Origin of the sequence: Gemmobacter lanyuensis (assembly GCF_014652355.1) — a bacterium.
Taxonomy (GTDB): Bacteria; Pseudomonadota; Alphaproteobacteria; order Rhodobacterales; family Rhodobacteraceae; genus Gemmobacter; species Gemmobacter lanyuensis.
Map to the genome: position 1 here is coordinate 287569 of NZ_BMYQ01000001.1, position 17059 is coordinate 304627.

The 17059-nt window shown below is 65.9% G+C and carries 18 protein-coding genes; 13 read left to right on the forward strand and 5 right to left on the reverse strand.

The genetic code is table 11. From position 1 onward, the window contains the following. The first annotated feature begins 20 nt into the window (after window positions 1–20). Genes fabZ through lpxB form a run of 4 tightly spaced genes read left to right on the forward strand, consistent with a single transcriptional unit; the run spans window position 21 to window position 3231 of the window. A complete protein-coding gene (fabZ, locus tag IE101_RS01370; RefSeq protein ID WP_189632009.1) occupies window positions 21–488 on the forward strand; it encodes a 3-hydroxyacyl-ACP dehydratase FabZ in 468 nt (155 codons plus the stop codon). A gap of 3 nt (window positions 489–491) precedes the next feature. After that, a complete protein-coding gene (gene lpxA, locus IE101_RS01375; protein ID WP_189632010.1) occupies window positions 492–1280 on the forward strand; it encodes an acyl-ACP--UDP-N-acetylglucosamine O-acyltransferase in 789 nt (262 codons plus the stop codon). An 11-nt stretch (window positions 1281–1291) separates the two neighbouring features. Next, window positions 1292–2107: an LpxI family protein gene (locus IE101_RS01380; protein WP_189632011.1), complete on the forward strand. Its 816-nt coding sequence runs from the start codon at window positions 1292–1294 to the stop codon at window positions 2105–2107. Then, complete coding sequence (gene lpxB, locus IE101_RS01385; protein WP_189632012.1) at window positions 2104–3231, forward strand: lipid-A-disaccharide synthase; 1128 nt, start codon at window positions 2104–2106, stop codon at window positions 3229–3231. Before IE101_RS01380 ends, lpxB begins: the two co-directional genes overlap by 4 nt. Here lpxB and mnmA read toward each other — a convergent pair. Then, window positions 3228–4364, reverse strand: coding sequence for a tRNA 2-thiouridine(34) synthase MnmA (gene mnmA / locus IE101_RS01390; protein ID WP_189632013.1), 1137 nt, complete (start codon window positions 4362–4364; stop codon window positions 3228–3230). The two genes, lpxB and mnmA, sit on opposite strands and share 4 nt — an antisense overlap. 138 nt (window positions 4365–4502) lie before the next feature. On the opposite strand from mnmA, the gene sciP reads away from it, so the two are divergent. From sciP to IE101_RS19965, 5 genes are all read left to right on the forward strand, one after another. Further along, on the forward strand, window positions 4503–4781 hold the full coding sequence (gene sciP / locus IE101_RS01395) for a CtrA inhibitor SciP (RefSeq protein WP_189632014.1): 279 nt from the start codon (window positions 4503–4505) through the stop codon (window positions 4779–4781). Window positions 4782–4876: 95 nt separating this feature from the next. Next, window positions 4877–5590: a response regulator transcription factor CtrA gene (gene ctrA / locus IE101_RS01400; RefSeq protein WP_189632015.1), complete on the forward strand. Its 714-nt coding sequence runs from the start codon at window positions 4877–4879 to the stop codon at window positions 5588–5590. Window positions 5591–5646: 56 nt separating this feature from the next. After that, on the forward strand, window positions 5647–7767 hold the full coding sequence (gene ligA / locus IE101_RS01405) for an NAD-dependent DNA ligase LigA (RefSeq protein WP_189632016.1): 2121 nt from the start codon (window positions 5647–5649) through the stop codon (window positions 7765–7767). Beyond that, entirely contained in the window at window positions 7767–9854 is a 2088-nt protein-coding gene (gene recG / locus IE101_RS01410; protein ID WP_189632017.1) for an ATP-dependent DNA helicase RecG, read from the forward strand. Before ligA ends, recG begins: the two co-directional genes overlap by 1 nt. Before the next feature lie 137 nt (window positions 9855–9991). Then, on the forward strand, window positions 9992–10117 hold the full coding sequence (locus tag IE101_RS19965) for a hypothetical protein (RefSeq protein WP_268247265.1): 126 nt from the start codon (window positions 9992–9994) through the stop codon (window positions 10115–10117). Window positions 10118–10242: 125 nt separating this feature from the next. On the opposite strand, the gene IE101_RS01415 is transcribed toward IE101_RS19965, so the two are convergent. Beyond that, window positions 10243–10683, reverse strand: coding sequence for an iron-sulfur cluster assembly scaffold protein (locus IE101_RS01415; protein WP_189632018.1), 441 nt, complete (start codon window positions 10681–10683; stop codon window positions 10243–10245). Between the two features lie 66 nt (window positions 10684–10749). Between IE101_RS01415 and hisI the strand changes: the two genes are divergently transcribed. Continuing rightward, on the forward strand, window positions 10750–11109 hold the full coding sequence (gene hisI / locus IE101_RS01420) for a phosphoribosyl-AMP cyclohydrolase (protein ID WP_189632019.1): 360 nt from the start codon (window positions 10750–10752) through the stop codon (window positions 11107–11109). A 59-nt stretch (window positions 11110–11168) separates the two neighbouring features. Here the strand turns inward: hisI and rplI are convergent, their stop codons facing one another. From rplI to rpsF, 3 genes are read right to left on the reverse strand one after another with little or no spacing between them, the layout of a single operon-like run. Continuing rightward, complete coding sequence (rplI, locus tag IE101_RS01425) at window positions 11169–11738, reverse strand: 50S ribosomal protein L9 (RefSeq protein WP_189632020.1); 570 nt, start codon at window positions 11736–11738, stop codon at window positions 11169–11171. A gap of 12 nt (window positions 11739–11750) precedes the next feature. Further along, entirely contained in the window at window positions 11751–11978 is a 228-nt protein-coding gene (gene rpsR, locus IE101_RS01430) for a 30S ribosomal protein S18 (RefSeq protein ID WP_023666208.1), read from the reverse strand. 23 nt (window positions 11979–12001) lie between these two features. Then, window positions 12002–12403 (reverse strand): 30S ribosomal protein S6, encoded by a 402-nt coding sequence (rpsF, locus tag IE101_RS01435; RefSeq protein ID WP_189632021.1) that lies wholly within the window; start codon window positions 12401–12403, stop codon window positions 12002–12004. Between the two features lie 325 nt (window positions 12404–12728). On the opposite strand from rpsF, the gene IE101_RS20025 reads away from it, so the two are divergent. The 3 genes from IE101_RS20025 to IE101_RS01450 all read left to right on the forward strand — a co-directional run bounded on the left by IE101_RS20025 (window position 12729) and on the right by IE101_RS01450 (window position 17018). Beyond that, entirely contained in the window at window positions 12729–14741 is a 2013-nt protein-coding gene (locus IE101_RS20025; RefSeq protein WP_308429859.1) for an OmpA family protein, read from the forward strand. A 277-nt stretch (window positions 14742–15018) separates the two neighbouring features. Further along, window positions 15019–16029 (forward strand): XdhC family protein, encoded by a 1011-nt coding sequence (locus IE101_RS01445; RefSeq protein WP_189632022.1) that lies wholly within the window; start codon window positions 15019–15021, stop codon window positions 16027–16029. Next, entirely contained in the window at window positions 16026–17018 is a 993-nt protein-coding gene (locus IE101_RS01450; RefSeq protein WP_189632023.1) for a molybdopterin-binding protein, read from the forward strand. The genes IE101_RS01445 and IE101_RS01450 overlap by 4 nt, the downstream gene beginning before the upstream one ends. Window positions 17019–17059 lie beyond the last annotated feature (41 nt).

The window sequence follows — 17059 nt, forward strand, 5'->3', positions numbered from 1 at the left end:
GCAGCCGCAAGGAGACCCCGATGACCGAAACCCCCGCAGCCCCGCTTTCTGCCGATCTGGACCTGATCCAGCGCATCATCCCGCATCGCTACCCCTTCCTGTTGGTGGATAAGGTCCGCGACATCGTGGTGAACGAAAGCTGCGTCGGCATCAAATGCGTCACCATGAACGAACCGCAGTTCACCGGGCATTTCCCCGGCATGCCGGTTTTCCCCGGTGTGATGATCATCGAGGCGATGGCCCAGACCTCGGGCATTCTGGTCGGCCTGTCGATGGATCTGGTGGACAAGAACGCCAAGGTTTTCTTCATGGGTGTTGACGGGGTAAAATTCCGTCGCAAAGTGGTGCCGGGCGATGTGCTGGAATTGCATGTCAAGGCGCTGCGCGGCGGTGGCAAGGTCTGGAAATTCGAGGGTCGCGCCATGGTTGATGGCGAACTGGCCTGCGAGGCGACCTTCACCGCCATGTTCGATCTGCCGAAGGCCTGACCCATGACCGGAACCCGCATCCACCCGATGGCCGTAGTCGAGCCGGGCGCCCAGATCGGCCCCGGCTGCGAAATCGGCCCCTTCGCCGTCATCGGTCCCGAGGTCACGCTGGGTGCGGGGGTTGTGGTCAAACCGCATGGTGTTGTCACGGGCTGGACCGAGATCGGCGATGAAACCGTGATCTTCCCCGGCGCCGTCGTGGGCGAGGTGCCACAGGATCTGAAGTTCCGCGGCGAACGCACCCGGCTTGTGGTGGGCAAGCGCTGCAAGATCCGCGAAGGTGCCACGCTGAACACTGGCACCGAAGGGGGTGGCGGGGTGACCCGCATCGGCGATGATGTACTGATGATGACCGGCGCCCATGTCGGCCATGACGCGATTCTGGGCGATCGGGTGATCCTGGCCAATCAGGCCGCCATCGCCGGGCATTGCCAGATCGGGGATGACGTGATCATCGGCGGGCTTTCGGGCGTGCATCAATGGGTCCGCGTGGGCAAGGGTGCCATCATCGGCGCCGTGACCATGGTCACCAATGACGTGGTGCCCTACGGTCTGGTGCAGGGGCCGCGCGGGGTGCTGGACGGGTTGAACCTTGTCGGCCTCAAGCGGCGCGGTGTTGACCGGCGCGAGATTACTGCCCTGCGTGCCGCCTATCAGATGCTTGCGCAGGGCGAGGGGTCGTTCCTGGACCGCGCGCGCAAGCTCGCCGAAGAAAATGACAGCGATTATGTGCGCGAGATGACGGATTTCATCCTCGGCGCCTCGGATCGCAGCTTCCTGACCCCCAAGTAAGGCCCGCCGATATGACCAGAACCGCAATCATCGCCGGGGCGGGGGCTTTGCCTGCGGCCGTCGCGGCGGAGCTGGATCAGCCGCTGGTCTGTGCGCTGGACGGATTTCAGCCTGCCGGGCTGGCGGTGGATCAGGTTTTCCGGGTCGAACGTCTGGTGCCCTTCCTGCGCGGTCTGGCGGATGCCGGGGTGGAGCGGGTGATCTTTGCCGGCGCCGTACAGCGGCCGCGGCTGGACCCCGCGCTGTTTGACCCGGCGACGGCGCAGATGGTGCCGCGCCTGCTGGCGGCGATGCAGGCGGGCGATGACGCCACCCTGCGCGAGGTGCTGGCGATCTTTGCCGAGGCGGGGTTCGAAATTGCAGGTGTGGCCGATGTGGCCCCCGGTCTGGTGCCGGGCGCCGGTGTTCTGGCCGGTGCGCCGACCGAGGGGGACGCGCGCGATGCCGACCGGGCCGCGGCCATTGTGGCGGCGCTGGGGGCGGTCGATGTGGGGCAGGGTGCCGTGGTGGCGCAGGGTCTTTGCCTTGCGGTCGAGGCGCTGCCCGGCACGGATGCCATGCTGGACTGGGTGGCCCAAACCGCACGCCGCCCCGATCCGAAGGGCGCGCGCGGCGTATTCTACAAGGCACCGAAGCCCGGGCAGGACCGGCGGATCGATCTGCCCACGCTGGGGGTGGAAACACTGCGCCGCGCCCATGCGGCGGGGCTGGCGGGTATCGCGTTTGAGGCAGGTGGCGTTATTCTGCTTGACCGCGCCGCGATGCTGGCCGAGGCGGAGCGGCTGGGCCTTTTCCTCTGGGCGCGTGACGCCGCGGGGCAGGCATGAAGATCTTCCTCGTCGCGGGCGAGCCCTCGGGCGATCGTCTGGGCGCGGCACTGATGGCGGGGCTGCGCGCCCTGCGCCCCGAGGTCGAATTCGAAGGCGTGGGCGGCCCGCTCATGCAGGCCGAGGGGATGGAAAGCCGCTTCCCGATGGAAGAGCTGTCCGTCATGGGCATCGCCGAGGTGCTGCCGAAATACCTGCATCTCAAACGGCGCATCCGTGAAACGGCGGCGGCGGCGGTGGCCTCTGGCGCCGTGGCCTTTCTGACCATCGACAGCCCCGATTTCTGCCTGCGCGCGGCGCGGCTGGTCAAGGCGGCGGCGCCTGGGATGCGGACCATCCACTACGTCGCGCCCTCGGTCTGGGCCTGGCGTCCGGGCCGGGCCGTGAAGATGGCCGAGGTGATCGACCATGTCCTTGCCCTGCTGCCCTTTGAGCCGCCCTATATGACCGCCGCGGGCATGACCTGCGATTTCGTGGGGCATCCGGTGGTGGCCGAACCGCTGGCGACCGAGGCCGAGCGCGCGGCACTGATGGGGCCCGGGCCGCTCATCCTCGCGCTGCCCGGATCGCGCCGGGGCGAGGTGAGCCGTCTGGCCCCGGTGATCGGCGCGGTGCTGGAACAGGTAAAGGCCGTCCACCCGGAAGCGCGCGTGGTGCTGCCCACGGTGCGCGGCGTGCGCGATCTGGTTGAGGCGCTCTCTGCCGATTGGCCGATCCGGCCCGAGATCATCACCGATCCGGCCCGCAAACGCGGCGCTTTCGCCGCTGCGGATGTGGCGATTGCGGCCTCTGGCACGGTCAGTCTTGAACTGGCCGCCAATGGCTGCCCCATGGTCATCGCCTACCGCCTGCATCCGGTCAGCTTCTGGCTGATGAAGCGGGCCGCGCGGATCGATACGGTGACGCTGGTCAATCTGGTCTCTGACACGCGCGCCGTGCCCGAATTCCTCGGCCCCGCCTGCGAGGCGGGAACGATCGCCCCGGCGCTGCTGGACCTGTTGACGCCCGGCCCCCGGCGCGCGGCGCAGATCGAGGCGATGGCGGTGACGATGGATCGGCTGGGCCGCGGGGGCGAGGCGCCGGGGCTGCGCGCGGCGCGGTCGGTGCTGGCGGCGCTGGCTTAACGCCCGCGCCAGATCCAGCCGCCGCCAAGGATGCGGGACCCTTCTGTCGCATAAAAGACGCAAGCCTGACCTGCGGAGACGCCATCTTCCGGGTCCAGCAGTTCGACTTCTGCCTCGGTCGCCGACACTGGCCGGATCACCGCCGGGCGCGGCGGCCGGGTCGAGCGGACCTTGACGTTCACATGCCACTTGGCCTGGCTGTCAAAGGGCGCATCGCCCAGCCAGTTGATTTCACGCACCGGGATCACGCGGGTTGAGAGCGCGGCCTTCGGCCCCACCACCACGCGGCGCAGATCGGGGTCGAGACGCACGACATAGACCGGCTCACCCAGCCCGCCGATGCCCAGACCTTTGCGCTGGCCGATGGTGTAATGGATCACGCCACGATGCTGCCCCACGACACGGCCGTCAAGATCGACGATCTCGCCCGGTTCGGCGGCGCCGGGGCGCAGCTTTTCGATCACCGCCGCGTAATTCCCGTTCGGGACAAAGCAGATGTCCTGACTGTCGGGCTTGTCGGCCACCGGCAGCCCATAGCGCGCGGCCAGCGCCCGCGTTTCCGCCTTGCTTTGCAGATGGCCCAGCGGGAAGCGCAGGTAATCCAGCTGCTCGGGCGTGGTGGAAAACAGGAAATAGCTTTGGTCGCGGTTCGCATCGGCCGCGCAATGCAGCTCGGCCCCGGCGGCGCCCATCTTGCGCTGGATGTAATGGCCCGTCGCCATGCAATCGGCATCCAGATCGCGGGCCGTGGCCAGCAGATCCTTGAACTTGACGCGTTCATTGCAGCGGATGCAAGGCACCGGCGTCGCCCCCGCCAGATAAGCATCGGCGAACTCTTCGATCACCGCCTCGCGGAAGGTGTTTTCGTAATCCAGCACGTAATGCGGGAACCCCATCGCCTCGGCCACGCGGCGGGCATCGTGGATGTCGCGCCCGGCGCAGCAGGCGCCCTTCTTGGCGAGCGCGGCCCCATGATCATAAAGCTGCAGCGTGACGCCAACCACGTCATAGCCTTCGTCCTTCAGCACCGCGGCCACCACGGAACTGTCGACGCCCCCCGACATGGCCACCACGACCCGCGTTTCCGAGGGGGGCTTCGGCAGGCCCAGCGAATTGAGCGGATGGTCAAGCATGGCAGATGTCCGGAAACGGGAGGCCGCGGAGGCGGCAATTGCCTCGCAATATAGGAAAATGCGGTGCAGTCTCAAGGTGCGGCTTCACCAAGGATTAAACACGCCCCTCCAGACTTGCCGCAGTCAGGAGGGGATGTGATGTATCTCAAACGTGTCGATGGTCCGCGTCAGGTGACGCTGCCCGATGGTTCGATTTTGACCCGCGCCGATCTGCCGCCCGCCGATACACGCCGCTGGGTGGCCTCGCGCAAGGCCGTGGTGGTGCAGGCGGTGCGATATGGCCTTTTGTCCGAGGCTGATGCGCTGGCGCGCTATGACCTGTCAGAGGAAGAGTTTGCCCAATGGCGCGCCATGGTTGAGGCGCATGGCGTAAAGGCCCTGAAAATCACAGCTTTGCAGAAATATAGACAACTTTAGATTGTTTTCCGGATTGGTCATGCCACAGTAACCTGTGGTTAACCAATGCGCCGCAGTATCGGATCTGTCACAGGCGCTGGAGCGGAGAGTAACAGATGCGTATCTTGCTGGTGGAGGATGACCCCACGACCTCACGCAGCATCGAACTGATGCTGACCCATGCCAATCTTAATGTATTCTGCACCGATCTGGGTGAAGACGGGATCGATCTGGCCAAGCTTTATGACTATGATCTGATCCTGCTCGACCTGAACCTGCCGGACATGAGCGGGCATGAGGTTTTGCGACAATTGCGTCTGGCGCGGATCGAAACGCCGATCCTGATCCTGTCGGGTGAGGATGACACCGAAAGCAAGCTGCGGGGATTCGGCTTTGGCGCCGATGACTACATGACCAAACCCTTCCACCGGGAAGAGCTGGTCGCCCGCATCCACGCGATCATCCGCCGCTCCAAGGGCCATTCGCAATCGGTGATCCGCACCGGCAAGGTCTGCGTCAATCTCGATGCAAAGACCGTGGATGTCGACGGTCGCACGGTGCATCTGACGGGCAAGGAATACCAGATGCTCGAACTTCTCAGCCTGCGCAAGGGAACCACGCTGACGAAGGAGATGTTCCTCAACCACCTGTATGGCGGGATGGATGAGCCGGAGCTGAAGATCATCGACGTCTTCATCTGTAAGCTGCGCAAGAAACTGGCCGAGGCGACGGGCGGGCAGAACTATATCGAGACCGTCTGGGGCCGGGGCTATGTGCTGCGCGATCCGACGCCGGCCGATCTCGACCGGCGGTTTGCGATGGGCGCCTGATCGGCTTTACCTTGGGCTTGGCCTCTCCTACATCTGGCGCAAGCGTGGAGGAAAGCATGGCCGAAGAAAAGCCCGTCGATCAGCTGTCCGAGGCCGAGGCCCGGTCGGAACTTGCCGATCTTGGCGCCCGGATCGCGGCGGCGAATGATGCCTACCACCGGCTCGATGCGCCCGAGATCAGCGATGCGGCCTTCGATGCGCTGAAACGGCGCTATAGCGCGATTGAGGCCCGCTTCCCGGCCCTGAAGACAGGGGAAAGTCCGCTGGAGCAGGTCGGCGCGGGTCTGGCCGAAGGCTTTGGCAAGGTGCGGCACGAAATCCGGATGCTGAGCCTCGAAAACGCTTTCGAGGATTCGGACGTGACCGATTTCGAAGGCCGGGTTCGCAGCTATCTGGGGCATGAGGGGCCGCTGGCCCTGACGGCTGAACCCAAGATTGACGGTCTTTCGCTGTCGTTGCGCTATGAAAACGGGGTGCTTGTGCAGGCCGCCACCCGCGGCGATGGCGAAACGGGGGAAAATGTCACCGAAAATGCCCGTACCATCGCGGATATTCCCCAGCGCCTCGTCGGGGCGCCCGCCGTGCTTGAAGTGCGGGGCGAGGTCTACATGTCCCATGCTGATTTCGCCGCGCTGAACGCCCGACAGCAGGAGAGCGGTGACAAGACCTTTGCCAACCCGCGCAATGCGGCGGCCGGGTCGCTCCGCCAGCTGGATGCACGGATTACCGCCGCCCGGCCGCTCCGCTTCTTTGCCTATTCTTGGGGGGCGCTGTCGGAACCCCTGGCCGAAACGCAATTTGCGGCCATCGAACGGCTAGCCGCACTTGGCTTTCAGACCAACCCCCTGACCCGGCTGTGCCTGACCACGTCGGAACTCCTCGCGCATTACCGCAGTATCGAAGCGCAGCGCGCCACGCTGGGCTATGACATCGACGGCGTCGTCTACAAGGTGAATGACCTAGCGCTGCAGCGCCGGCTGGGCTTCCGCGCCGCGACCCCCCGCTGGGCGATTGCACATAAATTCCCGGCTGAACTCGCCTGGACCCGGCTTGAGGCCATCGACATTCAGGTCGGCCGCACCGGCGCGCTCAGCCCTGTCGCGCGGCTACGGCCCGTGACGGTGGGGGGCGTGGTCGTCTCCAATGCGACGCTGCACAATGAGGACTATATTCAGGGCCGCGATTCGCGTGGCGCCGTGATCCGTGAGGGCAAGGATATCCGCCTCGGCGACTGGGTGCAGGTCTACCGCGCGGGCGATGTGATCCCCAAGATTGCGGATGTCGACCTGTCGCAACGCCCCGACACGGCGGTGCCCTTCGAATTTCCGCAGCATTGCCCCGAATGCGGGTCCGAAGCCATCCGCGAGGCGGGTGATGCCGTGCGTCGCTGCACCGGGGGGATGATCTGCCCGGCCCAGGCGGTGGAGCGGCTGAAGCATTTCGTCAGCCGCAACGCCTTTGACATCGAAGGTCTGGGGGCCAAACAGATCGAGATGTTCTTTGCCGACAGCTTGCTTCCCGTCCGTAGCCCGGCCGATATTTTCACGCTGGCCGCGCGCGATGCGGCCAACCTCGCCAAGCTGAAGAACCGCGACGGCTTTGGCGACACCTCGGTCCGCAAGCTGTTTGCCGCGATTGAGGCGAAGCGGTCCATCCCGCTCAACCGACTGATCTTCGCGCTCGGAATCCGCCATGTGGGCGAAACCTCGGCCAGCCTGCTTGCCACGCATTATGGCAGCTGGCAGGCGTTCGAGGCGGCAATGACCGCCGCCCGCATCGGTGAGGGGCAGGCATGGGCCGAGCTGACGGCGATTGACGGGGTGGGCGCGGTGCTGGCAACCTCGCTCGTCACAGCCTTCCAACAAGAGGCTGAGCGGGCCGAGATCGACCGGCTGGTCGCGCAGCTGACGGTGCAGGATGTGCAGGCGCGCGCGCCGGTGGACAGTGCCGTTGCGGGCAAGACGCTGGTCTTTACCGGGACGCTGGAAAAGATGTCACGGGCTGAGGCCAAGGCGAGGGCCGAGGCCCTGGGGGCCAAGGTCGCTGGCTCGGTCAGTGCCAAGACCGATCTGGTGATCGCCGGTCCCGGCGCCGGGTCCAAGGCCAAACAGGCCGAGGCGCTTGGCATCCAGATCATTGATGAGGACGCCTGGATCGCGCTGGCAGGGCAGGCCTGATGAGCCGCCCTGAGGTCCTGTTTCCGCTCTTTGCCGGGTTGGAAACGCTCGACGGTGTCGGGCCGAAAACGGCCAAGGCGATGGAGGGGCTGGGCATCCAGCGCCCCAAGGACCTGCTGTTCCTCCTGCCCTATTCGGGGGTGGATCGCAGCCGTCGCGCGTCGGTCCGCGATGTGCAGGTGCCTGCGACCGTGACGGTCGAGGTCACCGTTGGCGCGCATCTCCCCCCGCGCAGCAAGGGGCGGCCCTATCGCATCATGGTGCGGGATTCGGGCGTCGAGTTTCAGCTCGTGTTCTTCCACGCACGGGGCGACTATCTAAAAAAACTGCTCCCCGAGGGGGAGGTGCGCCTGGTTTCGGGCCGGGTGGAAGCGTTTGACGGCATCCCGCAGATGGTCCATCCCGACCACATCTTGCGCCCAGAAGACGCCGGGGAGCTGCCGGAGTATGAGCCGGTCTATCCGCTGGTTGCCGGGGTCACGCAAAAGGGGGTCGCTAAGGCTGCGCTTGCGGCGCTGGCCCGGGCGCCTGCACTGCCGGAATGGATCGACGGACCCTTGAAGCTGCGCGAGGGGTGGCCTGACTGGCATGAGGCGCTGCGCGCCGTGCATGCGCCGCGGTCGTCCGGGGATATCGGGCCTTCTGCACCAAACCGCCAGCGGCTGGCCTATGATGAGCTTTTCGCCCATCAGGTCACGTTGGCCCTGGCGCGGGCTCAGGCGCGGAAGGGCAAGGGAATCCCTTCGCGATCGACTGGAACTTTGCAGCGCAAGGTTTTGGATTCATTGCCTTATGTTCCAACGGGGGCGCAGGCCCGCGCGGTGGCCGAAATTGCCGCCGACATGGCCTCGCCCCTGCGGATGAACAGGTTGTTGCAGGGGGATGTGGGCGCGGGCAAGACGCTGGTCGCGCTGATGGCTTTGCTGGTCGCGGTTGAGGCGGGCGGTCAGGGCGTGATGATGGCGCCGACGGAGATCCTTGCCCGCCAGCATCACGAGGGGCTCGCGCCGCTGGCCGCTGCCGCCGGGGTCCGGCTGGAACTGTTGACGGGCCGCGACAAGGGCGCGGACCGGGCCGCGAAGCTCGCGGCCCTTGCGGCGGGCGAGATCGGCATCCTTGTGGGCACCCATGCCGTGTTCCAGAAGGACGTGGCCTTTCACGATCTGCGCCTTGCTGTGATTGATGAACAGCATCGGTTTGGTGTGGCCCAGCGGATGGAGCTGGGGGCCAAGGGCGCCGCGGTTGATGTGCTGGTGATGACTGCGACCCCCATTCCCCGCAGCCTCGCTCTGGCGAGCTATGGCGATATGGATGTCTCGGTGCTGGATGAAAAGCCGCCGGGGCGCAAGCCGGTGAAGACGGTGATGGTCTCCGACAGCCGGATTGGCGAGGTGGTCGAACATCTGCGCCGCGCCGTGGCCGAGGGGCGGCAGGCCTATTGGGTCTGCCCGCTGGTCGAGGAAAGCGAAGTCGTCGATTACGCCAGTGCCGAGGAACGGTTTCAGGATCTGCGCGCCCATCTGGGCGAGGGCTGCGTCGGGCTGGTCCATGGGCAGATGCCGCCCGCCGAAAAGGACGCCGCCATGGCGCGGTTCGTGGCCGGGGAAACCAGTGTTCTGGTTGCGACCACGGTGATTGAGGTCGGGGTGAACGTGCCCAATGCCTCGATCATGGTGATCGAGCGGGCCGAGGTCTTTGGTCTGGCGCAGCTGCACCAGCTGCGGGGGCGGGTTGGCCGCGGGGCCGCGCAATCGACCTGTCTTCTGATGTATCAGGCGCCGCTGACCGAAGGCGGGCAGCGCCGGTTGCAGACGCTGCGCGATACCGAAGACGGGTTCCGCATCGCGGAAGAGGATCTCGCCATGCGCGGGGCGGGTGATCTGATCGGCACGGCGCAATCGGGACTGCCGCGGTTCCGAATCGCCGATCTGGAACGACAGTCGGCCCTGATGGAAATCGCCCAGTCCGATGCCCGCCGTTTGCTGGCCGATGACCCCCGGTTGGAGAGCCCGCGCGGCCGTGCGACCCGCAATCTTCTGTGGCTGCTGGATCAGGACCGCGCGATCAAGCTGATCTCGGTCGGCTGACAAGCCGTTGAATCCGTTTCGGAACCGGCGGCGCGGCATAGGCGTTCCCCCTCTATGTTCTCAAATGTTCTCTAAAAGTTCTTTACAGGTGGTGAATCCTGTGAGAACAATTAGGCAACAAAGCAGAGGAGGTCTCGATGCTGAAGGAAGTGAAAGCCGTCTTCGCCCATTCGTCCGCCACCATGCTGGAGGATGCGATCGGCACAGTCGCCATCTTCGCCCTGCTTTTCGTCGGGCTACACGTGCTGCCCAATTTCGTCTGAGTTTCTGCCTGCGGTCTGCCTCAGGGCGCATCGTCCCCAAGCGATGCCGCGTCACTGTCCCGACGCTTGCCTGCCAGACACGCGACTTCCGCCGCGGCGTGCCGCGGCGGTTTTTTTTATGCGCCTCAGATGCTTTGCGCCTGTTCCATGGCCTCGGCCAGCGCCTCGATCGACAAGAGGATCGAGGCATGGCGGTTCTTGTACTCCCGCGCGGGAATCAGCACCTCGAACCCGGCAAACGGACCCGCGGGCGGGGCGGCACCTTCACGCAGCATGGCCTTCAGTGCATCGCGTGCGGTCTGAATTTCGGCCAGGTCACGCCCGGGTGCGGCTGCCCCCACAATGGCCGCCGCCGCCTGACCCAGCGCACAGGCCTTCACATCCTGCGCGAATTCGGCCACGCGCCCATCCTGCAGCACCACATCCGCCGTCACCGTGGACCCACACAGCGGCGAGCGCCGCCGCGCGCTGCCCTGCGGATGGGGCAGGCGGCCCAGATGCGGGATATCGGCCGCCAGCGCCAGAATGCGGCCCGAATAGAGTTTGACCAGATCCGTGTCGCTCATCGCTTTCCTCCGCGTCCTGTCCCGCATAGATAGACCCGTCCCGCACCCTTTGCAAAGGAGGCCAGAGTGCCCTTCGATCCGGCAAGCCTGAAATTTGATGCCAATGGCCTGATCCCCGCCATCGCCCAGGATCATGCTTCGGGCGAGGTGCTGATGATGGCCTGGATGAATGCCGAAAGCATCGCCCGCACCTTGCAGACCGGCAATGTCACCTATTGGTCGCGCTCGCGTGCGAGCTTTTGGGCCAAGGGTGAAACCTCGGGCCATGTGCAGCGGCTGGTCGAGCTGCGTGTCGATTGTGACCGCGACTGCCTGCTGCTTTTGGTGACGCAGGAAGGCCCGGCCTGCCACACGAACCGCCGGTCCTGCTTTTACACGGCCGTCCGCGCCGGGGATGAGGTCGTGATCGCCGATCCGATGCTCTGAGCATGAAAAAACCGCGCAGGGTTGCCCCTGCGCGGTTTTCGAGACGTCTGTCGAAACGATCACTCGTCCGAAGCAGCCGAACCCATTTCGTCGAACAGCTCGGCGATCTCGAACTCGGCCGCGGCTTCTGCCTCGGCTGCGAGTTCCTGGATCGACTTGCCCGAAGCCTGCAGAGCGGCTTCTTCGACCGAACGTGCCACGTTGATCGAGACCTTCACCGCGACTTCCGGGTGCAGGACCACGGTCACCGGGTGCAGGCCCAGGTCCTTGATCGGACGGTCGAGAACGACCTGTGCGCGCGACACGGTGAAACCGCCGGCGGTCGCGGCATCAGCCACGTCACGGGTGGTGACCGAACCGTAGAGAGCGCCCGAATCCGAAGCGGAACGGATGACCACGAAGGCCTGACCGTCGAGCTTGGCGCCCACGGCTTCGGCTTCTTTCTTGGTTTCCAGGTTCTGGGCTTCCAGCTGGGCCTTGCGGGCTTCGAAGCCTTTGATATTGGCTTCGGTGGCGCGCAGCGCCTTGCCTTGCGGCAGCAGGAAGTTCCGGCCGTAGCCGTCCTTCACCTTCACCACATCGCCCATCTGGCCAAGTTTGGCCACGCGCTCAAGAAGGATGACTTGCATTGAGGTCTCTCCTTATTTCACGGCGTAGGGCAGCAGGGCCAGGAAGCGGGCGCGCTTGATGGCTTGCGCCAGTTCACGCTGCTTTTTGGCCGAGACGGCGGTGATGCGCGACGGGACGATCTTGCCGCGCTCGCTGATGTAGCGCTGCAGCAGACGCACGTCTTTGTAATCGATCGCAGGAGCATTGTCGCCCGAGAAGGGGCAAACCTTGCGGCGGCGGAAGAAGGGTTTGTTCGCCATGTTCTGGTCCTTTCCTGATCAGATCAACGACGACGGTCGCCGCCGAAGCTGCGCTCACGACGTTCGCCACCTTCGGGGCGTTCGCCACGCTCGCCGCGCTCGTCACGCTTCTGCATCTGGACCGACGGGCCTTCCGCGTGCTTTTCGACCTTGATGGTCAGAACGCGCATCACGTCGTCATGCAGGCGCATCAGGCGTTCCATCTCCTGAACGGCAGCGGCAGGCGCGTCCGATTTCAGGAAGGCATAGTGGCCCTTGCGGTTCTTGTTGATCTTATAGGCCATCGTTTTGACGCCCCAGTATTCGTGTTCAACGACTTTGCCGCCGTTGTCCGCGAGAACCGTGGAGAAATGTTCGATGAGACCTTCGGCTTGCGCGTTGGACAGGTCCTGACGCGCAATCATGACATGCTCGTAAAGCGGCATGTAAGCTCCGTATCACTGGGCGCATTTCATAGGTCGGGCCTGAACACCTTCCGCGGCCCGTCCACGAGAGGCTGCGCCGGTTCATGGGTCTTGCGGAAGGATGGGGTCGCATACACGGAAGCGGCCGCTGTGGCAAGCGCGCAGAACGGCGACCCGGCGCTTTGATCCGGCTTGGGCGCAAGATGGCACAGACCGGGGCCGGTTTCCAGCCGATGTCAGCCGATGACGGGCAGCTGTTATCGCATATCGGCGGCGCTGGGGGCTTGGCTGGAACCCGGACCGGGCCCTCGGCGTTGGGCCTGCACGATTCGCGAAAGGATGCGGAATGAAGCGACTTCTCACCTCAACCACTGCGCTGGCGGTCGCGCTCTCGCCGATGAATGCGGCGATGCTGCGCGCCGAGACGGTGATCGATGTGGACGGGCAGACGGTGATCTGTCTGCAGGATCGGAAGGCAACTTGCCCCGAGGGCTCTGTCTGCACCGTTGCCGTGAACCCCAAGAACTGCGAACGCAATGCCCGACGCGATCTGGGCGCGGCTGCCCCCGTGGAAGAGGCCGCACCTGTGGAAGACGGGGTGGCTGTGCCGGCAGACGACCCTGCACAGGCCGAGGCCGAGCTGAAAGCCGCTGAGGAGGCTGAGGCGAAGGCCAAGGCTGAGGCAGAGGCGAAAGCTGCGGAAGACGCAGCCAAGGCTGAGGCTGCGGCGAAGGCTGCCGAAGAGGCGGAGCAGGCTGAAGCCGAGGCGAAAGCTGCGGCCGATGCCCAAGCGGCCGAAGAGGCGGCCAAAGCCAAGGCGGCCGCAGATGCCGCAGCGGCGCAAGCCGCAGAAGAGGCCGCCAAAGCCGAGGCCAAAGCCGCCGAAAAGGCCGCCAAAGCCGAAGAGAAAGCCGCCCGCGATGCGGCAAAGGCAGAAGCAAAGGCTGCGAGGGAAGCCGCCCGCGCCGCTGAAGCTGCCGCTGCCGAACAGGCCGCTAAAGACCCGGCTGCAACCGAACAGGCGCCCGACGTGGGGGACCCGCTCGTTGTTCCGGAGCTGGGCGAGGTGGTGCTGGCCCCGGCTGAGGGTGAGGACATGCCCGCGGCCGAGGCGGTGGATGCGCTGACCAATATCCTGACCGAGGAAGCCTCGCCCAAGAAAAAGGCCACCTTGGGCACGCGCCCTGAAGGCAAACCCGTCCCGGGCACCGAGGCTGCCCCTGAAACCGCCGCGCAGGCCGAAGAGCCCGCCCCGAAGCCGCGCAAACCGCGCACCAAACCCGCCGCTGCTGCTGCACCGCATGAGGACCCGGCACCGGGCACGCGCGTTACCGAAACCACGGTGACCGAGGCAGATACCCGCGCCTCATCTGAGGAATTCAAGACCGAAGCCCTGACCCCGGCCGCCAAATCCGCTGCGACGGCAGATGCCAAGTCTGCCACCGAAGCCAAGAAGAAGGACGGTCTGTCGGATCTCGAAAAGGCGGGTCTTGTGGTGCTTGGGGCGCTTGTTGTCGGCTCGCTGCTCAAGAACGGCGACCGTGTCGTATCCAACACCGGGGACCGCGTGGTCGTGCAGCAGGACAATGGCCAATATGTCGTGCTCAAGGATGATGACACGCTGCTGCGCCAGCCCGGTAATACCGTCCGGACAGAAACCTTTGCTGATGGTTCGGTCCGCACAATCGTGAGCCGCCCGGACGGCAGCCAGATCGTCACCATCCGCGATGCGGCCGGCCGTGTCTTGCAACGCCTGCGCGTGGGCCCCGATGGTCGGCAGACGGTTCTGATCGACGACCTGTCGGACCAGATTCAGGAGGTCGATGTGACCACCCTGCCGCCGCCGCGAGAAAACCTGACCATCTCGCCGCGCGCCGAGGATGCCGAACTGCGCGCCGGGCTGTTGCGCGCCCAGGCCGAAGAAGCGGGTCGCGCCTTCAGCCTGTCGCAGATCCGCGACTATCCGCAGGTGCGCGCATTGGCACCCACGGTGGATGTAGACAGCATCACCTTCGCCACAGGCTCGGCCGCGATCCGTTCGACCGAGGCGGCGAAACTGTCCGAGCTTGGCCGCTTCATGGCGCAGATGATCCGCCGCAACCCCGATGAGATGTTCCTGATCGAAGGCCATACCGATGCCGTGGGCAGCGGGGCCTATAACCTTGCGCTGTCGGACCGCAGGGCCGAAAGCGTGGCGCTGGCGCTGACGGAATATTTCGACGTGCCGCCGGAAAACATGGTGGTGCAAGGCTATGGCGAAACCGAGCTGCGCGTGCCGACCGCGGGCGATGAGCCGCGCAACCGCCGCGCGGTGGTCCGCATGATCTCGCCCCTGATGCAGCAGCTGGCGGGGCGCTGATGCGGCGGCCTGCCGCGGCAGATGCCGCTCGGACTTGACGCAAATCAAGGCCGAGGGGCGCCGGGGCGGGCATTCTTTGGGGGTGACACGTTCTCCCTGTTCCGTGTCATCCCGTCGCATGCGCGACGGCTCCCTCCGCGCCGCCGGACCTCCCTCCGGCGGCGTCATCTTTTTCCATCTCCTCGCGGGAATTCTTGAGTTTTTCCGCCGACATGCCACTTTGGTCGCGTGGCGCACCGGGCGGTGCCTTGCCATGCTGAAGCGCGGGAGGCAGCAGATGCAGGACGGAACCGACAGCGGCGCCTTGCGCCATGACCAGATCCCCGAAATTGCGCTGGCCTGGCATCGCGCCGGGCGCGGGGCGGTGCTGGCCACCGTCGTCGAAACCTGGGGGTCGGCCCCGCGCCAACCGGGCAGCCAACTTGTGATTGATGCCTCGGGCGCCATCATGGGGTCGGTTTCGGGTGGCTGTGTCGAAGGGGCGGTCATTACCGAGGCGCTGGAGGCGTTGGAAGACGGGCGCTCGCGCGTTCTGACCTTCGGGGTCAGCGATGAAACGGCTTTTGCCGTGGGGCTGGCCTGCGGCGGCACGATCCGGGTGTTGGTGGAGCCGGTGGGCATTGGCCTGACCGAAGACCTCTTGGCCGAACTTGTCGCCGCCCGTGCTGCGCGACAGCCCCGGGTCTATGCCGTGCATCTGGGCCGGTGGGAACGGCGCCTTGTTGGCCTTGCATATGATCCGCTGACCGAGGCGGCTGCAGTGCGGCTGCGGTCTGACCGATCGGGATTGGAGGAGGGCGACTGGTTTCTCGCCGTTCATAACCCCGGCTTGCGGATGGTCATCGTGGGCGCCGTGCATATCGCGCAGGCGCTGGCGCCCATGGCGCGGGCCTGCGGCTATGAGGTGACGCTGATCGACCCGCGCGAAACCTTTGGGGCCGCGGCGCGCTTTCCGGGGGAACGGATCTTGGACGAATGGCCCGATGCCGCATTGGCATCCCTGGGCCCCGATGCGCGGACCGCGGTCGTCACGCTGACCCATGACACCAAGCTCGATGATCCGGCGATCCGCGCGGCGCTGGCGTCGGATGTCTTTTACCTGGGATGCCTCGGGTCCACGCGCACCCATGCCAAGCGATTGGATCGGCTGCGCGCGGCCGGGGTGCCGGACGCACAGCTTGCGCGCATCCATGCGCCCGTCGGGCTCGATATCGGTGCGAAAACCCCGGCCGAGATTGCGGTCTCGGTGCTGGCGCAGATCACCCAGGTTCTGAGGCAGGGCGCATGAGGTTCGGCGCGGTTCCGCTAGGCGATGCCGAGGGGGCGATCCTCGCCCATCGGCTCGATCTGCCGGAGGGCAGCCTTGCCAAGGGGCATTGGCTGACGCCCGCCGACATTGTCCGACTTCAGGCGGCGGGTCTGCGCGACGTGACAGTCGCGCGTCTTGATCCCGGCGATGTGGCCGAGGATACGGCGGCATCACACCTTGGCGCGGCGCTGGTGCCGGAGGGCACACCGGGCCTGCGGCTTTCGACGGCCGCGACCGGGCGGGTCAATCTTTACGCCACCGGGCCGGGGGTCTTTCTGCCCGATCCCGCGCGGATTGCCGCGTTGAACGCCGTGGACCCGATGATCACACTGGCCACGCTTCCCAGCTTTTCCCGTGTTGCGGCGGGGGCCATGGTGGGGACGGTGAAGATCATCGCTTATGGCGTGGCAGAGGCGGCGCTGGCCCGTGCCTGTGCAGCGGCGACAGGGGCTGTGGCCCTTGCTGCGCCAAAGCTGCGGCATGCCACGCTGATCGAAACCGGCCTGTCTGGCGAAGCGCCGTCGATCAAGGGGCGCGAGGCGCTGGCTGCCCGGCTGGACCGGCTGGAGGCCGCGCTCGATCCCACGCGCCGCCTTGTGCCCCATCGCACCGCGGCGCTGGCCGCGGCCCTGCGCGACGCGCCGGGTGAGGTGATCTTCATCCTGACCGCCTCGGCCACCTCGGATGCGGCGGATGTCGGCCCGGCTGCGCTGGAACAGGCGGGGGGGCGGCTGATCCGCTTTGGAATGCCGGTCGATCCGGGCAATCTGCTGTTTCTGGGGGATCTGCAGGGCAGGCCGGTCATTGGCCTGCCGGGCTGCGCCCGCTCGCCTGCGCTGAACGGGGCCGATTGGGTGCTGGAGCGGGTGATCTGCGGCCTGCCCATCGGTGCGGCCGAGATTGCGGCCATGGGCGTGGGCGGCCTGTTGAAAGAGATCCCCCAGCGCGGCCGTCTGCGCGAGGCCTGAATGAAAACGGGGGCCAACCGGCCCCCGCACAAGACGCGATC